Below are 24,753 nucleotides of genomic sequence, written 5' to 3'. Positions count from 1 at the left end.
CAATTACCAATTACCAATTACCAATTCTAAATGCCTAACAATCGAGCTGGATTGTGTTTCATCATTAAATCAATTTCATGCGGGGAAATGCCTTGATTTATCAATTTTTTCACAAATAATTTGTAACCTTCCGCAGGTAAAGGATCGGGTTTTCTTCCCAAATCTGTACTCATAACAAAATGCTCGGCTCCTATTAGTTTAATCGCTGCTGCCATCTTACTAATAGGAACTTGATGCCAGTTTTTGTGTCCGTCATCAACGGCATTTTCTCCCATCAAATCGTTGACAAATGCGAGTTCTAGAAAAGCTCCCATCTGGGCGGCTGTTTGCATATTTTCTAGGGATAAACCGGGTACATCCGCCATTGCGTGGGTAATCAGGATGTTCTTAATGTTGAGCAGGTTGGCTGCACCGACAACCGCCATCACTTCTTCTGATGAAATATGACCGGTTTCCAATACCAAATTCTCTTTTGCTACAATCTTCAATACCGCTGCTGTTTCCGGTAAAACCTTGCCATTTTTCGCAACTTTAATCCCAATTCCCGACTTGTGAAAAACCTGCAAGTGATGCTCAGCATCAACCGTTGGTAGCCACACTACTTTACCGTATTTGCCGCCAATTCGGCGCATTGCTTCTACAGCATCGGGATTAAGGCCACCTACCGAATGATTGAGAACCACTCCCCCAAAAACTTCGATTTCTGGTACTATTTTATTAACCAAAACTGCCCGCGCTGCTGTACTCGCAAAGTGATTTTTCAATACCACAGCTTTCATCTTCGCCCTAGCAGCTAATTTCGCTACCTCAAAATCATCCAATCTGCGGGGAATCACATCAGGAGAAGAATGAATGTGAAAGTCGATCGCACTTTCGATCGTACTCTTTGGCAAATTGACCATCGGCGAATCTCCGACAGCATAAACTGGCAGACAAAACCAATAGCAAACCATCCAAACTAACGTAAAAAAAACAGCTTGCATTCCTCTCCTCTTCCCTTCTCCCCTCTGCGTTCTCTGCGCCCTCTGCGGTTCATCCCCTCTTAATCCTCTCAAATAAAAGATTGAATCGCATTTGCTAAAGCTGCTGCATTCTCTTCGTGCATACCCAAAGAACCAGGAATAACTCGCGATTCAACACCCGGTAATTCCGTTAATGCTTCCATTTCAGCCTTTGATTTGGGCGGCGCATTTTCAGCAATTACAACCATCACAGGCACTGCTAATTGTTGAAAATTATCTGTAAATTCCGATCGCACTTTTGCCGGATCTAAACCACCAGTTACAAAGGCGGCGGGACCGTAGCGAGCACCTGGTTTTTGCGTAATTTTCCACTTATTTTGAATAAAATCGGGCGTGACTTTGGCAGCATCCACATAGACGTGACGCCGATACATCAAACTCAGGAAAGACGGCGCAGTGTTGAGTTTGTATAGGAATTGTCCCAGTAAGGGCGATCGTACTAATTCTCTCACCATTCCGTGCCAGCCACTTTGCTGTTTGGTCATCGTCGGCAAAGGCCCGCGCCAAGTCGGCGCAGCTAAGACAATCTTTGACCAAACATTGGGCTTTGATTGCGCTAATTGCATCACATAACCCGCAGCGTGACCTGCTGCAACTACAGCAATCGGACTATTAAAAATTGCCTCAACAAAATCCTTGACAAATTGATGGTATAATTGCGGTTGATAGTCGGTTCGCGGGCGATCTGATTCGCCGAAACCCGGCCAATCTAAGCTCACAACTTGAAATTTAGGAGCTAATAATTCTGCTAAAGGACGCATTTCTTCTCGCGTCGAAACCGTACTGAAAGCAGGCAGCAGCAATACAGGATTTCCCTGTCCTCTGGTTTTGTAAATAACTTTGATTTGGGTTTCTTGCCAATTCCAGATATATTCTTGAACTGCGGTGGGATAGTTGTCAGAACCTGATTTTGTTAAATTTGTAGTTTGAGTCATGGCTGTTTATTCTTTTAATTTGCTTCGGCTTGCTTGCTTAATTCACAAGCAAGTGCCTTATTTTTCATCATTTGAAAGATGTTGTAAAATCCGTTAGCGCGGGAAGGTGTCAGACTCACATTCAATCCAGTGTCTTGAATAAAATCTGGGGTAATGGTGACAATTTCAGCAGGCGTTAATCCGCTCAAACCTTCCACCAGCAAGCCAACTAATCCTTTGACTAACTGAGCGTCTGAATCACCTTGATACAGAACTTTTCCGTCTGCCAAATTTGCAGTAATATAAACTTGCGACACGCAGCCAGAAACTTTGTTTTCCGGCAGTTTGTCGCTTTCGGGAAATGCTGGGAGTCGCTTGGCATACCACAGCAGTTGTTCGTAGCGCTGTTTCGGATCGGAATGTCGCTGAAAGCGCTGAACGATTTTAGCTAGGGCTGCGGGTAGCGCGGTGTTTGCGGACATGATTCACTGATCGCGGTTTACTTCGTTAATATTATACATTTAATTTTGCCTGCGGGTGCGATCGCCTGCTCATCTGCTCCCACTGCAGCCGTCTTCAGGTGAATCGGTTATTATTATTGTATTTAACGAGTTCTAGCGTTCAAAACAGAGGAAATATGGTATTTAGTGCTGTTAATGAAGATTGCGGTGTAATGTAGTGGATCTGCAAAAAATCTGGCTAAAATCTCGAGTTTTTCAGGCAATTGCATTCTTAGGATTGGGTTTGCTGTTAACCATCGCCCTTTCGCTTTCTTTTGGTGCCGTGCCGATGAGTGCCGATCAATTGTGGCAAGCATTTCTGCACCGAGGTGATGCTGTCAATCAAACTATTTTCTGGGAATTGCGTTTGCCCAGAGTTGCGGCAGCGCTGACGGTGGGTGCGGCTTTAGGAATGTCGGGGGCTTTGCTGCAAGGGTTACTCCGCAATGGTTTAGCCGATCCTTTTGTATTAGGAATTTCGGCGGGTGCAGGGTTGGTTGCGATTACCATGCTGACTTTGGGAATATTTCAAACTTGGGTGCCTTTGGCTGCTTGGATAGGTGCTATTTTCACTTCGATGCTGGTCTACTTTTTGGGAAAAACTAAAACCGGGATTTCTGTTGAACGTTTGGTTTTAGCTGGTGTGGCTGTAAGTTCTCTGTTTGGGGCAGTACAAACTACACTGTTGCTGTTAGCTGAAGACAGCCGTTTGCAAGCTGCTTTGAATTGGCTGATCGGTAGTTTGAACGGTCGCGGTTGGTCGGATTTGCAGGTGGCTGCACCTTATATTTTGGCTGCATTGCTGTTAGGATGTTTTTTGGGTCGATCGATAAATTTGCTGGCTTTGGGCGACGATTTAGCTGTTGGTTTGGGGGTTTCGCTGGTGCGATCGCGCTTGTTGATTGGGGGTGTTGCTACTTTGCTAGCTGCGAGTGCTGTCAGCATCGGCGGATTGATTGGTTTTGTGGGATTGGTTGTGCCTCACGGAGTGCGTTTGTTGGTTGGTAATGATTATCGCTTTGTGTTGCCGCTGAGTGCGATCGGCGGTGCTTGGGTGTTGACTTTTGCTGATTTTTTGGCTCGTTTAGGTGCCGTAGAATTGCCTGTGGGTACGGTTACGGCTTTGTTGGGTTCTCCCCTGTTTGTTTGGCTACTTTATCGGCGTTCTAGTCAGTAGTCATTAGTCATTAGTCATCAGTCATTAGTTATTAGTAACCAATGCCTCATGCCCCAGGCCCCATGCCCAATTACCCATTACCAAAATATAATGTCTTTAGAAATTCAAAATTTAACTGGTGGTTACGGCGAAATTGCGATCGCCCACAACATCACTTTATCTTTACAACCTGGTGAGTGGTTGAGTCTCATCGGTGCCAACGGTTCTGGTAAGTCTACTTTTTTGAAGTTAGTTAGTCGCATCCTAACTCCGCAGCAGGGAAGTGTGTTGCTTGATGGCAAAGCAATTCATACTCAACCTGCTGCTGTTGTCGCTCAAAAATTAGCAATTTTGCCGCAGCAGCAAACAGTGCCAGAAGGTTTAACGGTAAGGCAATTAGTTAGTTTGGGGCGTTCTCCTCATCAGGGTTGGTGGCAGTGGGAATTGAGCAAGGAAGATGCGGAAAAGGTGGAGGTTGCTATCAGTCAAACTGGAATTGAGGAATTTCGCGATCGCCCTGTTGAGCAACTCTCAGGAGGCGAACGCCAGCGCGCTTTCCTCGCTTTAGCTTTGGCTCAAAATCCGCAAGTATTGCTATTAGATGAACCTACTACTTATTTAGATATTTGCTATCAGTTGCAATTGTTAGAGCTGCTTAATCAACTCAATCAAAAACACAAATTGACGATTATTACTGTGTTGCATGAAATCAATTTAGCGGCTAGGTACAGTTCGCGGATTGCTATGTTAAAGAAAGGAGAACTTTTTTGTGTAGGAACTCCGACACAAGTTTTAACTCCTGATAATTTAGCTAAGACTTTTGGTGTAGAAGCTATAATTTTAGAAACTTCTGTAGGCTTGCAGATTTGTGCGATCGCTCCCACTCTTCACACTTAATACTTTTATGAAAAGTATAACGTTGCCCTCGCACTAAGTTCTCAATTTATTCACAATTATTTCTATTAACTTATTGCCGCAATCCGCTATTCTCTCTCATTGCCATAGGCTTTAAACTATTGCCTAGTAGTGGTTCCAAAGGGTCGAATAAAAGTTAAGAGATGCTTAAAAAATCCGAATTCCGGCAATAAATGCAGTTTTTTATACACAATCTCCCGTAAACTATTGATATTTAAATCATTAAGCGCTAAAGTGCGATCGAACTTCCCGTCAATTCTGTCTCAACCTGGTCTAAACTCGCTGTAACTCCCGCCTAAACTATGTACAAAACTTTTTTTTATCGTACCGCTATCCTGTTGCTGAGTTTAGCATTTACCGCTTGCTCCGCCGCCACTTCACCCCAAATTCAGCAATCAAATCCTGCTGGTTCGCCAGCCAATCAACCACAAACAACTAACAGCGAAGCAGCACAAAAAGTTGTAGCTTTAACACCTTTAACCGCCGATATTATCCATCAACTCGACCCAACCAAACTTGTAGGAATTCCCGGCAGCAAATTAGTCAGCAGCAACCCCAAATTTACAGGGATTACCGCAGTCACTGCCGAACGCACCCCTCCCAATTTGGAAAAAATTATCGCATTGAAACCGGATTTGGTGGTAGGTGCGTCGGGATTTCATGACCAAACAATGCAAAAATTGCAGCAGCTAGGAATAAAAACTTTACTCACTCAAGTTGATAGCTGGAACTCCCTAGAAGAGTTAACAACAACTTTAGCTAAATCCCTCAATACAAATCCCGAACCTCTGTTAAAACGCTACCAAACATTTTTAGCAGACATCCCAAATCAAAGCCCCGCCACTTTAGTTTTGGTAAGCAGACAACCGATTTTATCGCCGAATCAAAGCAGTTGGGCTGGAGATTTGCTGGGTAAGTTTAACGTGAAAAATGTCGCAGCCCAATTGCAAGGAGATAGCCCCGTGCGAGGCTACGTGACGCTTTCAGCGGAAAAGGTTTTAGAAGCTAATCCCGAAGTAATCATTATAGTCGATCGGGGAGAAGGAATTTTAGACCAATTTAAATCTGATTCATTTTGGAATCAACTAACAGCCACAAAAAATAATCGAGTTTACGTTTTTGACTACTATGGATTGGTCAACCCAGGTAGTATCGAAAAAATTGAGCAAGCAACTGTTCAACTTAAACAAGTTCTAGCTAAAAAGTAAAGATCCGATTTTGAGAGATAAAAAATCTCTAGGAATCCTGCAACAAATTGACTACAATTTCTTTAAAAGTGAGAAAGCTAAAGGCATTCCAAAGTCCGCAGCGATCGGAAACCAGGTTTTTGACACTGACTCCCAATGCTGTTGGATTGATCGCCCTTACACCGGTAACAGGGGAACACCGCGCAACTGGCGCAGGGAATTGATACAAACCGGGCAGTCGCAGCCAAACATCGCCACGGCGGCATCGCTTTCTTCTTCCGAAAAATCCAGCATCGCCGTCTGTTCGTCAGCAGGGCGCTGCCAAGCGATCGTCGGTTTAGAATTTGAAGCAACGGTTTTGGCGGGGAGGCGCACGCAACTCAGACGCTGAGTGTGGGGCGATCGCACGCAGCGGGGCGAATCAGCCGATTGGCTTGGTGTTTCGCCAATTTGAGCGGGATTTGCGATCGCGCTCAAAGACATCAGAGATCCAAACAGCGTCGGACTTACCAATAAAGTGAGGAGCAATCTATTCATTTGTCGTCCTTAAGAACTTCAAGGTATACAGTAGCCGATTATCTGTTGCAATTCAACAAGGTTTTCGTCCGATATCAGTACGATTTGCCGTTATTAAGGCTTAAAAGCCGAATATTTACCGCCTAAACCTCGAATAATTGTCCGCGTATTAGGAACCAGCATTTTCTGATAAGTATCACCTTTGCTTCCCAGTTTAAGATTTGTTGCAATTTTAGTAAGTCTAGCTTGCCAGTGATAACAAACTCTTCCAATGCGGGTAAACTGATTTCAGCAAGGGCAACTCGAAGCAGCGAACAAGTTTACCTCAAAAACCAGGTGGGGAGTGATGAGTACAGTTTTAGTGGTGGAAGATTCCCGCAGCCAGCGGGAGTGCATTTCACATCAGTTGAGATGCAGCGGATTGAATGTAATTCAGGCATCTGACGGTGTGGAAGCGCTGGATAAAATTGAGAAAAATTGCCCCGATTTAGTATTATTAGATGTCATAATGCCCCGTCTGGACGGCTACGGGGTTTGTCGTTTAATTAAAGCTAATCCCGAAACTCGGAACATACCGGTGGTATTTTTAACAGGCAAGGGACAGCAGTTAGCTTTATTTGCGAGGTTCCAGGGCGATCGCGCCGAGGCTTATGTTAGCAAACCTTGGCAGCCGAGGGAACTTTTGGCAACGATCAAAAAAGTTTTGCTCAATGCCAATATTAAGTTCGATCGAGCTTCAGCCGACGCTTGGACAGAATACGGAATTTTAAATTTAAGTACAGTCGAACTGTATCAAAGCCATGCCGATGCTTGGACAAAATACAGCTCCCAAATTATTAAATTGTACGATTCCAGCTTAGCAGCTTTCGAGCAAGCTTTGGCAATTGAACCGAGTCACTCGAATGCAAACAAGTATCGCAACCGAGTCCAGACAATCCGGGCAATTTTGATGAAAAAATTAGAGCAAACTAAACCTTGCAAAGTCTGCGATTATTATTACGGTAAGGATGGCATCAATTGTGCGGTGCATCCTGCTGGACGCCCTCAAGAACTGTGTCGGGATTGGGAATTTAATTAAAATAAAATGAAAACAAATAACCGCGCTAACTTAGAAAAGCTGCTGCAAGAAAGAAACGAGCATCCCGAAAGAATGGCGGAAATTGATGCAAAAATCAATGATTCTTTCCGCAAAAATTACGCCATTTTAGTAATGGATATGTCGGGATTTTCGCGCACGACAGTTCGCTACGGAATTATTCATTTTTTGGCAATGATTCACCGGATGCACGGAATTGTCAAACCGATAATTTCAGAATACGGTGGTACTGTAGTTAAGGAGGAAGCAGACAATATTTTTGCAGTTTTTACTGATGTAAAATCAGCGGTGGAAGCTGCGATCGACTCTTTGAAACAAACGGCGGCTGTCAACACGACACTGCCGCCGGAGATGGATATTTACCTCTGCATTGGTATTGGCTGTGGAGATGTTTTGATGCTAGAAGGAGAGGATATGTACGGAGCGGAATTTAATCTGGCATCTAAGCTAGGAGAGGATTTGGCGGAACGCGGAGAGATTTTGCTTACCTCAGCAGCCTTTGAAAAGTTGGAAGGTGACAAGCAAGATTGGGAAAAAGTGGAACTTTCGGTTTCAGGTTTGGAATTGGTGGCGTACAAGCGGCTATAATCAGGTGAATTTCTGTTGTCTTCTCGTTCTTTGCCTTGCTAGAAAATGAGAAGATGACTTGCCCAAGCCTTCACTAAAAACCCGGTTTCTTCACCGATATCGGGCGACTCAGCCATTTTGGTAGAAACCAGGTTGATGAGGCTATTTTCTTAGAAAATATCGAATTTAAATAAAATTTAAAATCCGATGATTGAGGAACACAAAACTTGGCAATCTATTAATTTATCCGCTATTCGACAGCGGCTGGCTTGGCTGCAGCAACAGCCAGACAAAGTTATTTTTTGCAAAGAGTCTGGTGTTCACTATGTGGGAGTCACAAAAGAGCGATCGCACATTAAGCTATCTTTAGTAGAAAAAATAAATCGGCAAACAGATTTACTGCAATCTCTTTTCGATTTCAACAATCCTTTACATCTAGTGTCTGAATATACTCAGGCGATGATGTTGGGTTTAGTGTGGCAAAGCCAACCTCAAAGAATCTATATGGCTGGATTTGGCGGCGGCAGAATTCCCTTAGTTTTGCACCACTATTTGCCGGAAACTGTTATAGAATGTGCGGATGTCGATCCGATCGCGATCGAAGCAGCTACACAGTGCTTTGGGGTGAAATTCGACGATCGGCTAACTGTAACAATTCAAGACGGCCGAGAGTATTTAGAGCAGCAAAAATCAGATACTCAGTACGATATCATCATGATCGACGTAGCTTTTGGCAACGGCTACTTTCCGCACCGCCTATCCACCAAAGAATTTTATCAAATCTGCGAAAAACACTTGTCAAGCGAGGGAGTTGTGGTAGCAAATCTGCTGCACAGAGATCAGTTTTATGCCGAAAAAATCACAACTTTTCAAAGTGTGTTTTCTCAGGTGTGCCTGTGTGTTTGCCAGGAAAGTAATAGCATTTTGATTGGTAGCAACAGCCAGATTTTGGAGAAAGATGAGATTGTGGCTCAGGCAAAATATTTGCAAGATAGCCATCAATTTTCATTTCCATTAACAGACAGGGCGCTTGAGGTAAAAGTAGGTAGAGAATTGGCGGAAGCTTTACCTAATTTAGACAAAGCTCAAATTTTGCTTGACGATTCGCCGCCCGCTGGTTATTTTGATTGCTGGTTATTCTGATATCTATAATAAGTCCCGGTTTACTCTTTGTGGAACAGGCCGGAAAGCCTGTTGCTGATGTGGCTTTCACGATGTTGAGATAGCCCGGAGATTGGAAATCGCGTCTACGCATACGAAGTCCGAGCAGAGGGGGACTAAGAGAAAAGGGGGTACTAAAGCCGGATTTAATATGATGTGATTTTGTCCCGAATTTTCAGCATCGATCGCCGATCGAGAAAAAATTCTATAATCAATCCATATTCTAAAATCTATAATCAAATGGCGACACCAGTTGATTTTCCTAAATATCTGCAATCCCTGGTTGAGTCTTATAAAAAACAACAGCATCTCTACACGCTGACGGATTTACAGGTGGAGGTGCGGGTGGAAATTCCACTGGAGGATCGATCGCAACCTCGATCCGCAGAAAATAAACCAGAAACGAAAATCGATCGGCTGGAAGTGCTGGCGGGACTCCGCAAGTACGTGTCGCAGGGAAATGTGCTGCTAGTCGGCAAACCCGGTTCGGGAAAATCGACGGTTTTGCAGCGTTTTCGGTGGGAATTGGCACTAAAAGCGCTCAAGGAGGGCGATCGACAGATTCCGGTGTTGGTGCAGTTGAGGAGCGATCGCTCGATTTTAGAAGCAATCTGTGCCGAATTTCGACAAGCAAAGCTGAAAGTTAGCCCGGAAGAGGTGGATGATTTGCTGCTGGATGGCAGGTTGCTGCTGTTGCTGGATGGCGTGAATGAGATGCCATCCCAACAAAGGCGGCAAGATTTGCAGCTATTCCACGACGACAATCCCGATACGCCGATGATTTTCACGACGCGGGATTTGGCGCTGGGTGGGTTTTTGGGAATTGAGCAACAACTGGAGATGTGTGCGCTGACGCAACCGCAGATGCGAGAGTTTGTACACAAACATTTGCCACAACATGGGGATTCGCTGCTGCAACAATTGCGCGATCGCCTGCGAGAAATTGCAGAAACGCCGTTGCTGTTGTGGATGATGTGCGAGGTGTTTGAAAATACCGGGGAAATTCCCCAAAGTAAGGGCGAGTTGTTTCAGAAGTTCGATCGCCAGTATGACGAGTTTAAGGGTTGTATCCCGGTTTCAGATGATTTTCGGCGATTCAAATCGGATATTTTACCGCAGTTGGCTTTTGTGATGTTGCAGGGCGATTTGCAGCAGCCTACGGAGGGTTTGGTGGCGATTTCTCGCGATCGGGCTGAGAGGATTTTGGAGGGCTGGTTGGGCGATCGGGGAGTGCTGGATGCGCCAACCAAGGCGAAGGAATGGCTAGAGGATTTGCTGGAGCATCATCTGTTGCAGGTGGCGGCAAAACCGGAGGAAATTGAGTTTCATCACCAATTATTTCAGGAGTATTATGCGGGGCGGGCGTTGCAGAAACTGTTGGTTGAGAGGCATGATGATGCGATCTATGATCGACGGTTACAGCATTTCTATTTAAATTATTTTAAATGGACTGAGCCTCTGGCGTTCATGCTGTCGTTGTTGGGGGATGAGGTGCAGGCGGTGCGGGTGGTGCGGCTGGCTTTGGATGTAGATTTGATGTTGGGGGCGCGGCTGGCGGGGGAGGTGCAGCGGGAGTTTCAGAAGCGCACGGTTGGGTTGGTGGATGGGTTGGATGTGCCGGGGTGGTTGAAGGTTGCGCTTTTGGGGGAAGTGCAATCGGATGTGGCGATTCCGGGATTGCTGAAACTCCTTGAAGATTCAAACTGGAAAGTGCGATCAAGTGTGGCATATACGTTAGGTAAAATTGGTTCGGAGGCTGCGATTGCTGGCTTACTGAAACTCGTTAAAGATTCCGACCATGATGTGCGTAAAAATGCAGTAAATGCGTTAGAAAAAATTGATAGTGAGGCGGCAATTTCTGGTTTACTTAAACTCACTAAAAACTCAGACTCTAATGTTCGTAGTAAGGCGGCAGATGCATTAGGCAAAATTACTTCTAAAGCAGCGATTTCTGAATTACTTAAACTAATTAAAGATTCAGACCCTGATGTCCGAATAAGTGCAGCAGATGCATTAGGTGAAATCGGTTCCGATGAGGCAATTCCGGGCTTACTGAAATTAGCTAAAAATTCAGATTCTGATGTGGGTTGGATTGCGGCAGATGTGTTAGGTCAAATTGGTTCTGAGGCTGCGACTATAGGCTTACTTAAATTAGTTAAAGATTCAGACCCTGATGTACGATTAAGCGTGGCATATGCGTTAGGCGAAATCGGTTCCGAAAAGGCAATTTTGGGCTTAGTCCAACTCGTTCAAGATTCAGATCTAGATGTGCGTTGGATTGTGGCAAATGCGTTATACGAAATTGGCTCAGAGGAAACGATTCCTGGCTTAATTAAACTCCTTCAAGATTTAAATCCCGATGTGTGTTCGATGGCGGCAGATGCGTTAGGCGCGATCGGTTATGAGGCCGAGGCGGCAATTCCTGGCTTAATTAAACTTATTGAACATTCAGACCCGGACGTGGGTTGGGTGGCCGCAGATGCGTTAGGTGAAATTAGTTCCGAAGAGGCGATTCCTGGTTTACTTAAACTCCTTAAAAATTCAAACAAAAATGTACGATTGAATGTAATATATGCGTTAGAAAAAATCGGCTCCGAAGAGTCTATTCCGGGCTTACTTCAACTCGTTGAAGATTCAGATCCGGATGTGCGTGAGATGGCGGGAGATGCGTTAGAAAACATCTGTTATGAGTCGGCTATTTTTAAATTAATTGAACTGGTTGAAGATTCAGGCTGTGCTCTGCCTTTGAGTATGGTAGATATATTAGAAAAAATCGGTTCTGAGCCGACGATTCCGGGATTATTTGAACTTCTTGAAGATTCAGACTCTGATGTGCGATCGAGTGCGGCAAATGCGATAGCCAATATCGCTAAGCAGCACACAGAGAAAGTCGCCCCCCATCTCCCCCACCTCCTCACCTTAATTCCCTCCAAATCCGGCACAGAAGTTCACCGTCTCATCCTCGCCATCCAAGCCGCCTGTAAATACTACAACTACCCGATACGTCAGTTGTCCCTAACACCGGAATCAACCAAGACCAATAATTCGGCTGGGCAAACCTTTAATATTGAGAAAGTTGGGAATCTCAACACTGGAACCGTCAATGTTAAAGGCGACCAAGTTGGCACACAGCAAAATATTCACCCCAAAAATTGATACAACAAAGGTAAGCGCTATCCCAACCGGAGGCTCATAGCATGATTCAAAACCCAGCATATCAGCAGATGGTGCTAGATACCTTTTGCACCGCCCTAGAGGATGCCAGCCCCGCCGTCAGGGCAAAAGCAGCAGAAGCATTGGGAAAAATAGGAGATGTCGCGATCGCACCCATCTTAGTTAAAACCCTCAAAGACACCTCTCCTGAAGTCCGCCGCAGCGCCATCCAAGCCCTCGGACAACTGAACGATAAAGCCTCCATTCCTCACCTGCTAGCAGCGGGGCAAGATTCAGATAACTTTGTGCGTCAAAGTGTGGCTGAAGCATTAGGCAAAATCGGTGACAAGGCAGCAATTGAGGCCTTACTCAAACTTGTTGAAGATGCAAACTACGATGTGCGTAAAAGCGCAGCAGATGCGTTAGGCAAAATTGGTTCCGAGGCGGCAATTCCAGCTTTACTCAAATTAGTTGAAGATGCAAACTACGATGTGCGTAAAAGTGCAATAGATGCGTTAGGCAAAATTGGTTCCGAGGCGGCAATTCCGGCTTTACTCAAACTCCTTGAAGATCCAGATGCGGAAATTCGTCAAGTGAGCGCGATCGCCCTGGGAAAACTGGGTAACGAAGATATAATTCCAGTCTTGATCCGGTTGCTAGAAGACTCAAACGCGCACGTCAGAGAAAGCGCCGTCGATGCCTTGGGTAGCGTTGCCCAGTACCCGGTTGCTTAAAGACAACTGTGGCAATTACCCCAGAAAACCAACAGGCGATCGTCCTAATCCTTTGCAAACTCTTGCGAGATTCAGATGATCCCATAATCCGTGCCAAAGCTGCCGTATCATTAGGAAAATTGGGCATCGAGTCAACTATTCCTGAGCTTTACCATGCTGTCTCAACAGACCCCGATATTCAAGTGCGCCTGAGCGCAATTGATGCCCTTGTTCTCATCGCCAAACCAGAATTAATAACACTTATGACAGAACCATCTAAAAATCAAAACACTTTCCATATCAATCAAGTCGGCAGCATCAATAATGATGAAGTGAATGTTCAGGGTGACATGGTAGGATTTCAATACAACTACACCTTTCCCGACCCCAAACAAGCGGAAGCAGTTAGCGAATTTTCGCAACAACTTCAAAACATTCGCCAACAATATCCCGAAGCTTCAGAAGCAGAAATTCTTGACATCATCCAGCGTGCATTGGCAACTATATATCAGGATAATCCGCAAGAATGGCGGGGCTGGATAGACCTTTTAAGCCTAGTGTTTGCAGGCGGCGTAGAAGGCATCAAAATCGTGGCTCCAGCGTTGGGAATTCCGATCGCAATGGCTCAGCGACTCTATGAAATATACGATCGCAACCGCAAACAACTCCCCGGTAACTAAAATATCTTATACCAACCAAAGAAACCGGGTTTTTTACCGAATCTGTTGGCTGCAACCTGTGTATTTTCGTAAAAAAACCCGGTTTCTGAACCCCCATGCTAAGTGCTATTTCATACATTCAACCATCTGCTGTTCCAGCTTAGCCAACAATGTATCAACATCTGTTGCAGCTTCCTCAAAACAAACAGGAGGTTCAGGCTTAGGTTCAAAAAGAATCAACTTAATTTGACCTTCACCGATCGCCAAAATCGCCACTTCCTTCTCAGGCTTGTGAGCGTTCAACACACCTACAACTTCCTGAATATGACTTTTTACTTGACGGTTCAACTCTTCAACCGCCTCTTTCTTACAATACACAAAACGCGCAGTTTCTGCAACATCAATTGCCAAAATCTCCTCGCTTTCCTCTCCCCTTTCCAGAAATAGCCCCCAAGCCAAAGCAGCCAATTCATGTTGATTAGCTTTCACAAATTTATCTAATTTCCGACTCCAGCTATTTTCGTTGGGTTTAGACTCAGGGCTATCAAATAGAAACATTTTCTCTTCTTGTTTGTATAAACTAATATTTTACAGTCAGTTGTCAGTTAGCAGTTGGCAGTTGGCAGTTGGCAGTTGGCAGTTGACTGTTGTCATTAGTTACCCATGCCCAATGGCCCATCCCCAATTACAAATTAGCAATTCCCAATTACCCAAAACCGCTGCGTTTCTATCTTATACCAGATTGCACGCGCCAGAGCGCCGCATAAATTCCGTCCTGTTCGATCAGTTGTTCGTGCTGCCCCGATTCTACCACCAGCCCCTCTTCCATGACACAAATGCAATCGGCATTGCGGACAGTAGAAAGACGGTGGGCGATCGCAATTGTAGTGCGATTTTTGGTAATTCGTTCGAGCGATCGCTGAATTGCCGCCTCAGTCTCGTTATCCACCGCTGAAGTAGCTTCATCAAGAATCAAAATCGGCGGATTCTTCAAAACAGCCCGTGCAATTGCAATTCGCTGCCGCTGACCCCCCGACAATTTTTGACCGCGTTCCCCTACAATAGTGTTGTAACCGTCCGGCAATTGTACGATAAACTCGTGAGCCTCCGCAATTTTCGCAGCATTTACTATCTCTCGATTGTTAGCCTCAAAACTGCCGTAAGCAATATTTTCAGCCACCGTACCGTGAAATAAAAACACATCTTGACTCACCAATCCGATCGCTCTCCGTAAATCTTTTAAATTCAGGTTATTTAATTCTATACCGTCGAGATAAATATTGCCATACTGTACCTCGTACAGCCTCAAGATTAGTTTCACCAGCGTACTTTTGCCCGAACCAGTAGCGCCAACAATCGCAGTAGTTTTGCCCGCCGGCAGAGTCAACGAAAAATACTGCAAAATCGGCTTTCTTTGATTATAAGAAAAGGTAACATTTTTAAATTCCAACTCACCCTTAATCGAACTAACAGGCCGCCGAATATCACCCGTGCGAATTGCGATCGGAGTATCCAACAAATTCATCACCCGATTAGTAGAAGCCATTGCGCGCTGGTATTGATCCAGAGTATCTCCCAGGCGAGTCAGTGGCCACAGCAACCGCTGGGTTAAAAACACCAAAACGCTGTAAGTCCCCACAGACAACCGGCCCGCCACCACCTCCAAACCGCCCAGAAATAGTGTTGCAATAAACCCCAAGAAAATCACAACCCGAATTAGCGGAATAAAAGCTGCCGAAAGTGCGATCGCCCGTCGGTTGCTTTGGCGGTAAGCTTGGCTTTGTGCTTCGATACGCTGAATTTCATAATCTTCGGAAGTAAAACTTTTAATAGTAGTAATTCCCATCAAATTATTCGACAGTTGCCCGTTCAAAAAACTCACTTTTTCCCGCACATCAGCATAGAAAGGAGCAAGGCGATTTTGAAAGGCGATCGAACCCCAAATAATAAAAGGTATCGGCAGCATTGACAGCCCAGCAACACCAGGAGATGCAGCAAAAAAAGCCGCGCCAATCACAACAACAGTGGTAATTACCTGAATTACCTCATTAGCACCGTCGTCCAAAAAACGTTCGAGTTGATTGATATCATCATTGAGAATAGAAATCAAACCGCCCGTGCTGCGTTCTTCAAAATAAGCTAATTCTAATTCCTGCAAATGACTGTAAGCTTCCAGACGCAAATCGTGTTCAATATCCTGAGCCAAATTGCGCCACAAATAATCATAGGCATATTCAAAAAGAGATTCCAACGTCCAAACAACCGCGCTCAAAAGAGTGATAATTGCCAGTTGCCAAAAGACATCTTTTATGCCCCACTGAGCGAGGATAGAATCTTGCTGTTTCACCACCACATCAACGGCAATACCGATTAATGCTGGCGGCGCTAAATCAAAGAATTTATTCAGCAGCGAACAGATACTGGCCAGCCAAGCTTTCAGGCGGTAGCGGCGCCCGTACTTCATCAGCCGCTTTAGGGGATGGACAGGTTTTGATGGATTTGGTGATACTTGAGAATCATTCATAGGGCATGGGGCATCGGAAATAGGGCCGAGAATTAAAAATTAGTAGGGTGCTCGGCGCGCACCTTACCCTTGTTTAATTTCTAATTCTCAAATGCCCCGTTCCTAGGCTTTAAACGTTAACACTGGCTTCATTTTAGCGACTACACCAACTATTTGCGCCTCAACCTGAACGTCAATTACTGGTTGAATTGGCTTGTAATTTTTGGCTCACAAGTTGTAATTCTGTCTTGCTTGTTGAGTCTGCTTCAGCTTGTGTTCGAGACTTTGCCAATTTTCCGCTGCAATATCGCTGATGAACTCGTCGAGACTGTCGCGGTAAAGAGAGAGCGATCGCAATAATTCCTCTCGATTGTACTTTGCCACCATCACTCCCAGTTCGGGATTGCCGCCGCCAACGCGGCTCGTGTCCCGAAAACCAGAACTCGCCAAATGTTGGGCTAAATTAACAATATCCCGATCGCCCTCTTGATCGCACGCAGCAACCAGCGTCGCGCTCGCCATGAGCGGCAAATGAGAAATCCAAGCCACAGCTCGATCGTGTTCGATCGGCTCACATCGGTAAACTTTAGCACCCAGCAACCGCGCAATTTCCTCAACCTTATCCAGCGCAAGCGTCGGCGTCTGGGCAGTCGGCGTCACCACATAAGGCCGGCCCACAAACAAATCCTTTACCGCCGCCTCAATTCCGCTTTCAGCAGTCCCCGCCATCGGGTGTCCCCCTACAAAATTCGGCCACAGAGAAGACACAGCCTGCACTATGGGTGTTTTTACGGAACCGACATCGGTTACAATGGTATCAGGGGAAAGATAGGGCACCAACTCTCGGACGATCGGCTCGATCGACCCCAGCGGCGTGCAAATAAAAACCACATCGGCTGCTGCCATCAGAGACAGGTTTATGCTGGCTTCATTGACAACACCGCGAGCTTGCGCCCGATCGCAAGTCTGCTGCCGACTCGAAACCCCCAAAACATTAAACCCGCGCGATCGTAAATCCAGCCCGATCGAGCCGCCAATTAAACCCAGTCCTACAATACCGATATTCATAGCAATAAAATGGGGATATTTGATACGGTGCCGCCCCCATGACAGTCGAGGAACTCCTGAAAAAATATGCCGCCGGAGAAAGAAACTTTGCCGGAATCAACCTGACTGAGGCCAACCTCAGCGGCGTCAACTTGAGCGGAGCCAACCTCAAGGGTGCGAATCTGAGTGTAGCAAACCTGAGCGGAGCCAACCTCAGCAAAACCAACCTCACAGGTGCCAAACTCAACATCGCCAGACTCAGTGGCGCCCATCTAGGTGGCGCCGACCTCACCGACGCCGACCTCAATGTCGCCTACCTAGTGCGAGTTGACCTCAAAAAAGCCACACTCACAGGAGCCAAACTGATCAGAGCCGAGCTAATTCGAGCCGAGCTCAGCGGAGCCAACCTTAGCGGAGCCAACCTCAGCGGCGCCACCCTCACCGAAGCTACCCTTCGAGGAGCCAACCTCGCTCAAGCCAACCTTCGAGGCGCTCACCTCAGCGGCGCGTGCTTGACAGAAGCCAACCTCGAACAAGCCAACCTGCAAGGAGCCGACCTTAGCCGAGCCGACCTCAGCGGCGCCGACTTGCGAGGCACAGAACTGAGACAAGCCAACCTCACTCAAGCCGTACTCAGCGGCGCCGACCTCAGCGGCGTCAATTTGCGCTGGGCCATTCTCAGCGGCTGCAATCTCCGCTGGGCAGACTTGAGCGAAGCCAAATTGAGCGGCGCCGACCTCAGCCGAGCCGACCTCTGCCACGCCAACTTGCTGAATGCCAGCTTAGTTCACGCCGACCTGTCAAATGCCTATCTGATCCGCGCCGACTGGATTGGAGCCGACTTAACCGGAGCCACCTTAACCGGAGCAAAACTTCACGCAGTTTCGCGGCTCGGCATCAAAACCGAAGGCATGACCTGCAAGTGGGTTGATCTTAGCCCCAACGGCGACCACAGCCAAATTTACTGGTTGAACTCGGGAGGAACCCACGAATTTTTTCATGAAACCTTGCCCACAGTTCGGATCGTGATTGACTCGCCCTTAGACCAAGGCGCTCATTTTGCACTAGCTGCAACTTATTACCAAATTGCCCAACAATACCCGAGTTTAAGTCAGCCTCCCACGATCGAAGTCAGCTCCAGGCGCACCGTACTCGCATTTAAAATGGACAGCGACGATAAATTATTTGCCACCGCTTACGTTGCCATCATTCCTTTTAACGACGCTGCCACAACTCAAAAAAACCTAATAGCTTTGATGAAAATGATTCAATCCCACGATGCAGGCAAACTTAACGTCAAAGAATCTAAACACGTCCAGTTATGCAGCAAAGCTCTTAACCAAGCTATCAGCAAAGTAGACCAAATCAAAATTTCCAGTTCTTTTCCAAAAATAGGCGAAAGCATCAATTTTTTTCAGATTCCAACACAGATGAGCTTAATTAATTCTCGCGATCAAAGACTCAGCGTATATCACCACCCAGCCTTCGGCAAGCGCCTGATTAAAAAATACGATCCAAGTAACTCAACATCGGGGAAGTTAGCCGAAAGCACAAAATTGGCTCAAGCTAATATCACTAGCATTTTGGATTTTATAAAAGGCTTCCACAATATAGATGTCTAAGCATATTGCATCAAGTTACAGAAAATGCTTATTCTAGTTTAAAAGTTGGCACAATAAAGCTTTGTTCTAGCTAAGACATCAGGGAAATTGAAAAGCATGGATGCCGAAGAACTCATCACCAAATATGCAGCAGGAGAAAGAGACTTTACTGCCATCCTCCTTTGCGAGGCAAATCTCAGCAGGATCGATCTCAGTGGGGCTAATTTCAGTGAGGCAATCTTGAGTCTCACCAACATGAGTGGCACCAATTTGTCAAACGCCAACATGAGAAAAGCCAAACTCAATGTTGCCAGACTCAGCGGTGCAAATCTCTACAAAGCCAACCTCAGCGGCGCTATCCTCAACGTGGCTAACTTGATTCGAGCCGATCTCAGCGAAGCCCAACTCGTCGAAGCTACAATGATCAGATCCGAACTGATCCGAGCCAACCTCAGCAGTGCAAACTTAAGCGGGGCAAACCTCAGCGAAGCAGATTTAAGAGAAGCCACCCTCAGAGAAGCCAATCTAGAGCAAGCCGACCTCAGCGGGGCTCACCTGAGAGGCGCTTTTCTAACAGCGGCCAACTTGGAACGAGCAAACTTGCACAGAGCCGACCTCAGCAGGGCAGACTTGCGAGGAGTCAACCTCTGCAATGCCGAACTCAGACAAGCTAATCTTTCTCAGGCAAACCTTAGTGGCGCTGACTTGCGAGGCGCTAATCTCCGGTGGGCTGACCTCAGCGGGGCGAACCTGACCGGCGCTGACCTCGATGAAGCGAGATTGAGCGGGGCGAACTTGTACGGGGCAAATTTGAGCAATGTCAATCTGTTGAACGCTACTCTGGTACACGCAGATTTGACTCAAGCGAATTTGATTCACGCTGATTGGGTGGGCGCAGATTTGACGGGGGCGGCCCTGACGGGGGCAAAAATTTACGCGGTGTCTAGGTTTGATGTGAAAGCAGATGACATTACCTGCGATTGGGTTGACCTCAGTCCTAACGGCGATCGCAGCCACATTCAGCGCTTTACCCCAGAAGAATCTCAAAGGTTTTTCAATGCTACACCGCCGACAGTTCAAATTATTGTCGATCGACCCCTCGACCCCGATGCTAACTTTGTCCTTGCAGCTACCTACCGCCAAATTGCCCGTCAATACCCTGCTTTGAACCATCCTCCCAGTATCGAAGTTAATTCCAGGCGTACAATCATATCATTTAAAATAGAACAGGACGAGCAACTATTTCCCACCGCTTTCGTTGCAATTATTCCCTTTAGTGATGCAGCATTTACTCAGAAAAATTTGATTACTCTGATCAAGATGATTCAACCCCAAAGTGGTAATAACCTGGGCGTCAGAGTCTCAAATATGGTAGTGCAATTAAACGTAGCCCTGACCAAAACAATGAGAAAAATAGGGGAAATGAAAATTCAGCCGATTCGCCTCGATCGCGAACCGATGTCAAGTTTTTTCCAATCACCTACCCAAACTGTACTGGCCAACTCCAGCGCCGAAACTTTGATGATTCACTATCACCCAGATTTTGGCAGAAACTTGACAAATTTGCCCGGAGTCAACAAAACATCTATCAGTCCTGCAATTAAAGCTCAAAGATTTACCACTCCGCCACTCAATACGGTCATTGAGTTTGTCAAAAGCTTTTATCAGCTCGGTGAGTAAATACTATAAATTAATTTGATATCATTTCTCTTCATGCCATATAAAAGTTAGCCGATCGCCATTTTATTCAGGTAAACAAATGGAAGCTGAAGAACTGCTCAAACGATTTGCAATCGTCAAAAGATACACTGAAGGCGACAGAGATTTCACAGGAATCAACCTGAATGAAGCTAATCTCAGCCGCATCAACCTCAGCCAATCAAATTTAAGGGGGGCTAGCTTATTTGTCACCAACCTCAGCGGCGCTAACTTGAGCGAAGCTAACTTGAGCGAAGCTAACCTGAATGTGGCTAGACTCAGCAGTACCAACCTCTCGCGGGCAATCTTAAACGGGGCTACTCTCAACGTAGCAAACTTAGTGAGAGCCGATTTAAGTGCAGCTCAATTAATCCGAGCATCCCTGATTAGAAGCGAATTAGTCCGCTGCGAACTCAGCAAAACTAACTTCAGCGGTGCAAACCTGACTGAAGCAGATTTAAGAGAGGTAAAACTGACGGAAGCTAACCTGTGCGCTGCTAATCTTTCCGGTGCAAATCTCAGAGGTGCTTCGGCTGCTTCAGCTAACTTTCAAGAAGCTAACTTACACGGCGCAGATTTGACGAAAGCAGAACTTAGCGGCGTTAATTTTAACAATGCCGATATGAGACAAGCTTCTTTGCAACAGGTGAATCTCAGCAGTGCCAATTTGAGCGGAGCTAACCTCAAATGGGCTGATTTGACGGGAGCTAACCTCAACGGCGCTGATCTCAGCAGTGCTAAATTGAGCGGAGCTAACCTTAACGGAGCAGATTTAAGAAATACTAATTTAGGAAGTGCTAGTTTCGTTCACGCTGATTTGACAGAAACAAATTTGATTAATGCAGATTGGGTGGGCGCTGATTTGAGGGGAGCAACTTTAACAGGAGCAAAACTGTATTTGGTTCCTCGATGTGGCATCATCGCAGATGATATTACTTGCCAGTGGGTTGACCTCAGCCCCGCAGGCGATCGCACTCAGATTCAACAATTTAATTCGCCGTCAGAATCGAGAAAATTTTTAAATCACACGCCTGGGTTAGTGCAAATTGTGGTTGACGCACTTTTAGACTACTCAGCAAACAGCACCTTAGCAACAGCTTACAGCGAAATAGCTCGGCATTACCGGGCAATGAATTTTCCTCCTAATATTGAAGTCGGCTACCGCCGCACAACTCTAACTTTTAGATTTGAGAGCGATGAGTATTTATTGCCAGCAGCTTTTTTGGCGATTCTTCCTTTTAAGGATGCTGTACAAACTCAGACAAATATTATGGTTATTGGCAAAAATATCGAAACTCAAAATTTGGAAGAAAAACAAATATTACAGTTGCGTAAAGCATTGAGTATAGCTACAAATAAATTAAATGAGTTGATAAATTTGGTCTCTGATATATCACGGGTGAGTCAGCCAACAAAGTTTTTTGAGTCACCTACCCAAACTATTTTAATTAGTTCGGGACAGGAGAGTTTGATGGTGAATTCTCACGGGAATTTTGGGAAGGGAGGTGCAACTCATCAGGAGAGTAAATTCAGTTTGCCTCTCGGTCAAAAAGTAGTTGATTTTCTGGCCAGTTTTGATTATGTTGAGTGAGAAATGTCAATTTTAAAACCGATTGATTGAGGTAGAAGTCCACAATTCGCTGCTCCGCTTCCTGCGATCGCACTCCGAGCCGCACTGGCCCCACCATTTAACGATGGCGCGGCTCGTGGCGCGGGCGTTGCGCTTGGGGCGCAGCGCTCTGATCCAAACGGGGCTTCCGGCTGGAGCTTACCGACAGCGGTATCGAGTCAGCTATTTGATGCCGATTTTGATGTGGCCGGAACCTGTGATTTTGGTGGCGCCGACACGGCTGATTGAGCATTTGAGAGCTGTGGAAATTCCGCGTTTGCAAGAGTGGCTGCAAACTGATAAGTCGATCGAGACTTATTCCGATCGTGCCACTGGACGAGGATTGATGCTAGCCGATCCAGAGTCTTGGCTGGCGGCTCGCTTGGCGGGGAATTCGGAACTTCACAGCAATATTCCGACAATTATCGACGGTGTGGATGACTTGGAAGTTTGGACGCGCCAGCAATTGACGGCGTGTTTGCAACCTGCTGACTGGAATGATTTAATGCAATCTCAGCCTTTGGAAGCCGATGCAATCCTCCAAGGGCGGGTAATGCTAACGCGGGCTTTCTTTCAGCATCCGGCGAAACCAGAGGAGTGCTATTTGCTGGAAACTGCAGAGCAAAATATTTTGGAGGGGCTGTTTGAAAGGATCGAGCCGAATTCGCTGATTCCGGCTGCTTGGAGCAATTTTTGGCAGCGGTGGGAAGTAAACGGAAAACTGCGGTGGGCGGAAATTCATCGGGAGGCTGGCTCATTTTCTCTGTTCTGCGCGCCGGTGCAGGTGGCTGAGGTTTTGAGCAAAATTTGGGATTATCAGCCTGTCGTGTTGATTGGGGGGGCGGTGGATGTGGAACCGAAGGCTCCGATCTTCCGGCAAATGCTGGGACTGCCAGAGTTGACGAGCGTTAAGTTTTCGCCCGATCGACAAAGCGAATTAATTCAACTGTACATTCCCAACTGGCTGCCGCTGCCAAATACGCCGGAATTTCAGGGTGTTTTAATTGAAGAAAGTCGGACTTTGCTGTTGATGAGCGCGTCGGTGGCGGGTTTAACGGTGCTGATTGTTGGTGATGTACCGCTGAGGGCTCGGCTGGCGGCGATTTTGGCTTCTGAGTTCGGTTCTCGCGTGCAGGTAGAAAAGACTGATGTGGGCGAGAATGCGATTTTGGTGACTGGGTGGGAGTTTTGGCGGGAACATCAGGGGGAATTGAGCGCGCCTCACTTGCTGGCGATCGCAACTTTGCCGCTACCTTCTTTGGAAAATCCTTTGGTGACGGCGCGTGTGGCTTATTATAAGGAGCAGCGCAGGGATTGGTTTCGGTTGTATTTGCTGCCGGCGGCGCTGAATGAGTTGCAGCGGGCGATCGCGCCTGTGCGAGAACGTCAAGGGGTGGTGGCGATTTTCGACAGCCGGGTGATTCACCGCAGTTATGGACAGCAGGTTTTAGCGGCTTTGAGTCCTTTTGCGAGGATTGATTATTTGGATACGACTTGGCTGACGCAGGCTTGAGATGACCTGTTGGCCTATAATTTGGTTAGGTATTGAGTTGAAATCTAATTTAGCAGACAAAGATTATGGGTGAAGCTAAGCGTCGCAAAGAGTCGATCGGCGACGAATACGGTAAAGAAGAGCGCATCGTTCCCTGGCTGCCAATCACGAAAACCCAAAGCGAAGATTTTGTGAAGTGGACAAGTCGCGGAAGCTGGATCGGGATTAGTCTTTTGGTTGTTTGGTGGATTGTAGTGCGGTTTGTCGGCCCGTCGGCGGGTTGGTGGCAGGTTAACTGATGCCAGACTCGACAAATGCCTGTATTCTTGGCATTGTGTCGAGTTAAACTCCGAAACAAGCGGCTGATTTTTTAGGAAAAATTTAGTTGCGAATTTGGACTTGGTATGGTATGGTAATTATCTGCGGGCAATTAGCACAGTGGTAGCGCACTTCCTTCACACGGAAGGGGTCGCAGGTTCAAATCCTGCATTGCCCATTAATTTTAATCGTTTACGAATCAACAGTTTTAGATTCGCCATCCCCTCAAGAATTCCATTTTCAGCCAATAAAAAACCCCATAGGTGGGGGTAAGCTAAGCTCAGCAATAAACTTAATCTGCCAGTAGTTCCATAACTTCCTCATGCGTAATGCCATAGATAGCAGCCGTATAGGCAATCAAGTCTTTTTTGCCACCCATTTGTTTAAGCACCCCAATAGCGTCATTTAAAGGAATAGCTTCTTTTGTAGAGTGAGTTAGCAAGTCAATGGTTGTGCTGCTACTGGCGCGACGCTTGTAAACGTTTTCATTGATCTGTGGTGAATGTCCCAGGCTTTTTGCTCTCGTTTCTTGAGAAATCCCCGCCATCTGACCATTGAGATTAGCTAGGTGACGTAAAGCATGAGTCTGGCTTAAGTTCTTACTCCATCCCACTAGAGCCTCGCGCCCTCTCTTAGCATAAGCTCTAGAAATCGTTTCCGAATTACTTGAGAGTAAACGGATTTCAGGCGGTTTACCTGACTTAATTTCTAGACGCTCTATCAAGTCAGGATGAGTCGGCGCAAGCATCGGTACGCACAATCGGTAGCCCGTCTTGGTTGTCGTGTCTAGCAATGTTTTATCACCCACTACGGCAATCATTTTTTTATTGCTTGGCTCGGTCAATGGAGGGATGATAAGCTGTTCGACATCTAAACTGCATTAACTAAGTTACCTTTATTTTTTATTTTTCGGTTCCATTTTATAA

General features: G+C 46.2%; 22 protein-coding genes and 1 tRNA gene. 15 read left to right on the top strand and 8 right to left on the bottom strand.

Annotation, left to right across the window (positions count from 1 at the left end; all coding sequences use genetic code 11):
* Window positions 1-26: 26 nt before the first annotated feature.
* The 3 genes from QUA36_RS16990 to QUA36_RS16980 form a co-directional block, all read right to left on the bottom strand.
* Complete coding sequence (locus QUA36_RS16990) at window positions 27-983, bottom strand: DUF6282 family protein (protein WP_333451966.1); 957 nt, start codon at window positions 981-983, stop codon at window positions 27-29.
* A gap of 68 nt (window positions 984-1,051) precedes the next feature.
* Window positions 1,052-1,957, bottom strand: coding sequence for an alpha/beta hydrolase (locus QUA36_RS16985; protein WP_333458478.1), 906 nt, complete (start codon window positions 1,955-1,957; stop codon window positions 1,052-1,054).
* A 14-nt stretch (window positions 1,958-1,971) separates the two neighbouring features.
* Complete coding sequence (locus QUA36_RS16980) at window positions 1,972-2,418, bottom strand: SufE family protein (RefSeq protein ID WP_172189131.1); 447 nt, start codon at window positions 2,416-2,418, stop codon at window positions 1,972-1,974.
* 196 nt (window positions 2,419-2,614) lie between these two features.
* On the opposite strand from QUA36_RS16980, the gene QUA36_RS16975 reads away from it, so the two are divergent.
* The 3 genes from QUA36_RS16975 to QUA36_RS16965 all read left to right on the top strand — a co-directional run bounded on the left by QUA36_RS16975 (window position 2,615) and on the right by QUA36_RS16965 (window position 5,715).
* Window positions 2,615-3,613 (top strand): iron ABC transporter permease, encoded by a 999-nt coding sequence (locus tag QUA36_RS16975; protein WP_333458477.1) that lies wholly within the window; start codon window positions 2,615-2,617, stop codon window positions 3,611-3,613.
* A gap of 90 nt (window positions 3,614-3,703) precedes the next feature.
* Window positions 3,704-4,489, top strand: coding sequence for an ABC transporter ATP-binding protein (locus tag QUA36_RS16970; protein WP_333458476.1), 786 nt, complete (start codon window positions 3,704-3,706; stop codon window positions 4,487-4,489).
* A gap of 320 nt (window positions 4,490-4,809) precedes the next feature.
* Window positions 4,810-5,715, top strand: a complete 906-nt coding sequence (locus tag QUA36_RS16965; protein ID WP_333458475.1) for an ABC transporter substrate-binding protein — start codon at window positions 4,810-4,812, stop codon at window positions 5,713-5,715.
* Window positions 5,716-5,871: 156 nt separating this feature from the next.
* Here QUA36_RS16965 and QUA36_RS16960 read toward each other — a convergent pair whose 3' ends face one another.
* Window positions 5,872-6,231, bottom strand: coding sequence for a hypothetical protein (locus tag QUA36_RS16960; RefSeq protein ID WP_333458474.1), 360 nt, complete (start codon window positions 6,229-6,231; stop codon window positions 5,872-5,874).
* 325 nt (window positions 6,232-6,556) lie between these two features.
* On the opposite strand from QUA36_RS16960, the gene QUA36_RS16955 reads away from it, so the two are divergent.
* The 6 genes from QUA36_RS16955 to QUA36_RS16930 all read left to right on the top strand — a co-directional run bounded on the left by QUA36_RS16955 (window position 6,557) and on the right by QUA36_RS16930 (window position 13,580).
* Window positions 6,557-7,288: a response regulator gene (locus QUA36_RS16955; protein WP_333451955.1), complete on the top strand. Its 732-nt coding sequence runs from the start codon at window positions 6,557-6,559 to the stop codon at window positions 7,286-7,288.
* 6 nt (window positions 7,289-7,294) lie between these two features.
* On the top strand, window positions 7,295-7,894 hold the full coding sequence (locus tag QUA36_RS16950; protein WP_333458473.1) for an adenylate/guanylate cyclase domain-containing protein: 600 nt from the start codon (window positions 7,295-7,297) through the stop codon (window positions 7,892-7,894).
* Between the two features lie 186 nt (window positions 7,895-8,080).
* Window positions 8,081-9,016 carry a fused MFS/spermidine synthase gene (locus QUA36_RS16945; protein WP_333458472.1) on the top strand — a complete coding sequence of 312 codons (936 nt, stop codon included), beginning with the start codon at window positions 8,081-8,083 and terminating at the stop codon, window positions 9,014-9,016.
* 258 nt (window positions 9,017-9,274) lie between these two features.
* The gene (locus QUA36_RS16940) at window positions 9,275-12,190 is read left to right on the top strand and encodes a HEAT repeat domain-containing protein (RefSeq protein ID WP_333458471.1); all 2,916 of its coding nucleotides are present in this window, start codon (window positions 9,275-9,277) and stop codon (window positions 12,188-12,190) included.
* 41 nt (window positions 12,191-12,231) lie between these two features.
* On the top strand, window positions 12,232-12,921 hold the full coding sequence (locus tag QUA36_RS16935) for a HEAT repeat domain-containing protein (RefSeq protein ID WP_333458470.1): 690 nt from the start codon (window positions 12,232-12,234) through the stop codon (window positions 12,919-12,921).
* Window positions 12,922-12,929: 8 nt separating this feature from the next.
* Window positions 12,930-13,580 carry a HEAT repeat domain-containing protein gene (locus tag QUA36_RS16930; RefSeq protein ID WP_333458469.1) on the top strand — a complete coding sequence of 217 codons (651 nt, stop codon included), beginning with the start codon at window positions 12,930-12,932 and terminating at the stop codon, window positions 13,578-13,580.
* Window positions 13,581-13,685: 105 nt separating this feature from the next.
* Here QUA36_RS16930 and ccmS read toward each other — a convergent pair whose 3' ends face one another.
* The 3 genes from ccmS to QUA36_RS16915 form a co-directional block, all read right to left on the bottom strand.
* On the bottom strand, window positions 13,686-14,117 hold the full coding sequence (gene ccmS, locus QUA36_RS16925; protein WP_333458468.1) for a beta-carboxysome assembly chaperone CcmS: 432 nt from the start codon (window positions 14,115-14,117) through the stop codon (window positions 13,686-13,688).
* Between the two features lie 169 nt (window positions 14,118-14,286).
* Window positions 14,287-16,083: an ABC transporter ATP-binding protein gene (locus QUA36_RS16920; RefSeq protein WP_333210410.1), complete on the bottom strand. Its 1,797-nt coding sequence runs from the start codon at window positions 16,081-16,083 to the stop codon at window positions 14,287-14,289.
* Window positions 16,084-16,290: 207 nt separating this feature from the next.
* Entirely contained in the window at window positions 16,291-17,130 is an 840-nt protein-coding gene (locus QUA36_RS16915; RefSeq protein WP_333454745.1) for a prephenate/arogenate dehydrogenase, read from the bottom strand.
* A gap of 38 nt (window positions 17,131-17,168) precedes the next feature.
* On the opposite strand from QUA36_RS16915, the gene QUA36_RS16910 reads away from it, so the two are divergent.
* From QUA36_RS16910 to QUA36_RS16885, 6 genes are all read left to right on the top strand, one after another.
* A complete protein-coding gene (locus QUA36_RS16910; protein ID WP_333167924.1) occupies window positions 17,169-18,731 on the top strand; it encodes a pentapeptide repeat-containing protein in 1,563 nt (520 codons plus the stop codon).
* 96 nt (window positions 18,732-18,827) lie between these two features.
* On the top strand, window positions 18,828-20,390 hold the full coding sequence (locus QUA36_RS16905) for a pentapeptide repeat-containing protein (RefSeq protein WP_333167926.1): 1,563 nt from the start codon (window positions 18,828-18,830) through the stop codon (window positions 20,388-20,390).
* Window positions 20,391-20,469: 79 nt separating this feature from the next.
* Window positions 20,470-21,999 (top strand): pentapeptide repeat-containing protein, encoded by a 1,530-nt coding sequence (locus QUA36_RS16900; RefSeq protein ID WP_333454744.1) that lies wholly within the window; start codon window positions 20,470-20,472, stop codon window positions 21,997-21,999.
* A gap of 22 nt (window positions 22,000-22,021) precedes the next feature.
* Window positions 22,022-23,530, top strand: coding sequence for a helicase C-terminal domain-containing protein (locus QUA36_RS16895; RefSeq protein ID WP_333458467.1), 1,509 nt, complete (start codon window positions 22,022-22,024; stop codon window positions 23,528-23,530).
* A 65-nt stretch (window positions 23,531-23,595) separates the two neighbouring features.
* Window positions 23,596-23,808, top strand: a complete 213-nt coding sequence (locus QUA36_RS16890; RefSeq protein WP_333292984.1) for a DUF2839 domain-containing protein — start codon at window positions 23,596-23,598, stop codon at window positions 23,806-23,808.
* 125 nt (window positions 23,809-23,933) lie between these two features.
* Window positions 23,934-24,005: transfer RNA gene (locus QUA36_RS16885), tRNA-Val, on the top strand.
* Between the two features lie 114 nt (window positions 24,006-24,119).
* Here the strand turns inward: QUA36_RS16885 and QUA36_RS16880 are convergent.
* Window positions 24,120-24,647, bottom strand: coding sequence for a hypothetical protein (locus tag QUA36_RS16880; RefSeq protein WP_333458466.1), 528 nt, complete (start codon window positions 24,645-24,647; stop codon window positions 24,120-24,122).
* Window positions 24,648-24,753: the final 106 nt, after the last annotated feature.

It is taken from the genome of Microcoleus sp. Pol10D4 (genome assembly GCF_036701555.1).
Lineage (GTDB): Bacteria > Cyanobacteriota > Cyanobacteriia > Cyanobacteriales > Microcoleaceae > Microcoleus.
The sequence above is the reverse complement of the archived record's forward strand: the minus strand, read 5'-3'. Positions and strand labels throughout refer to the sequence as shown.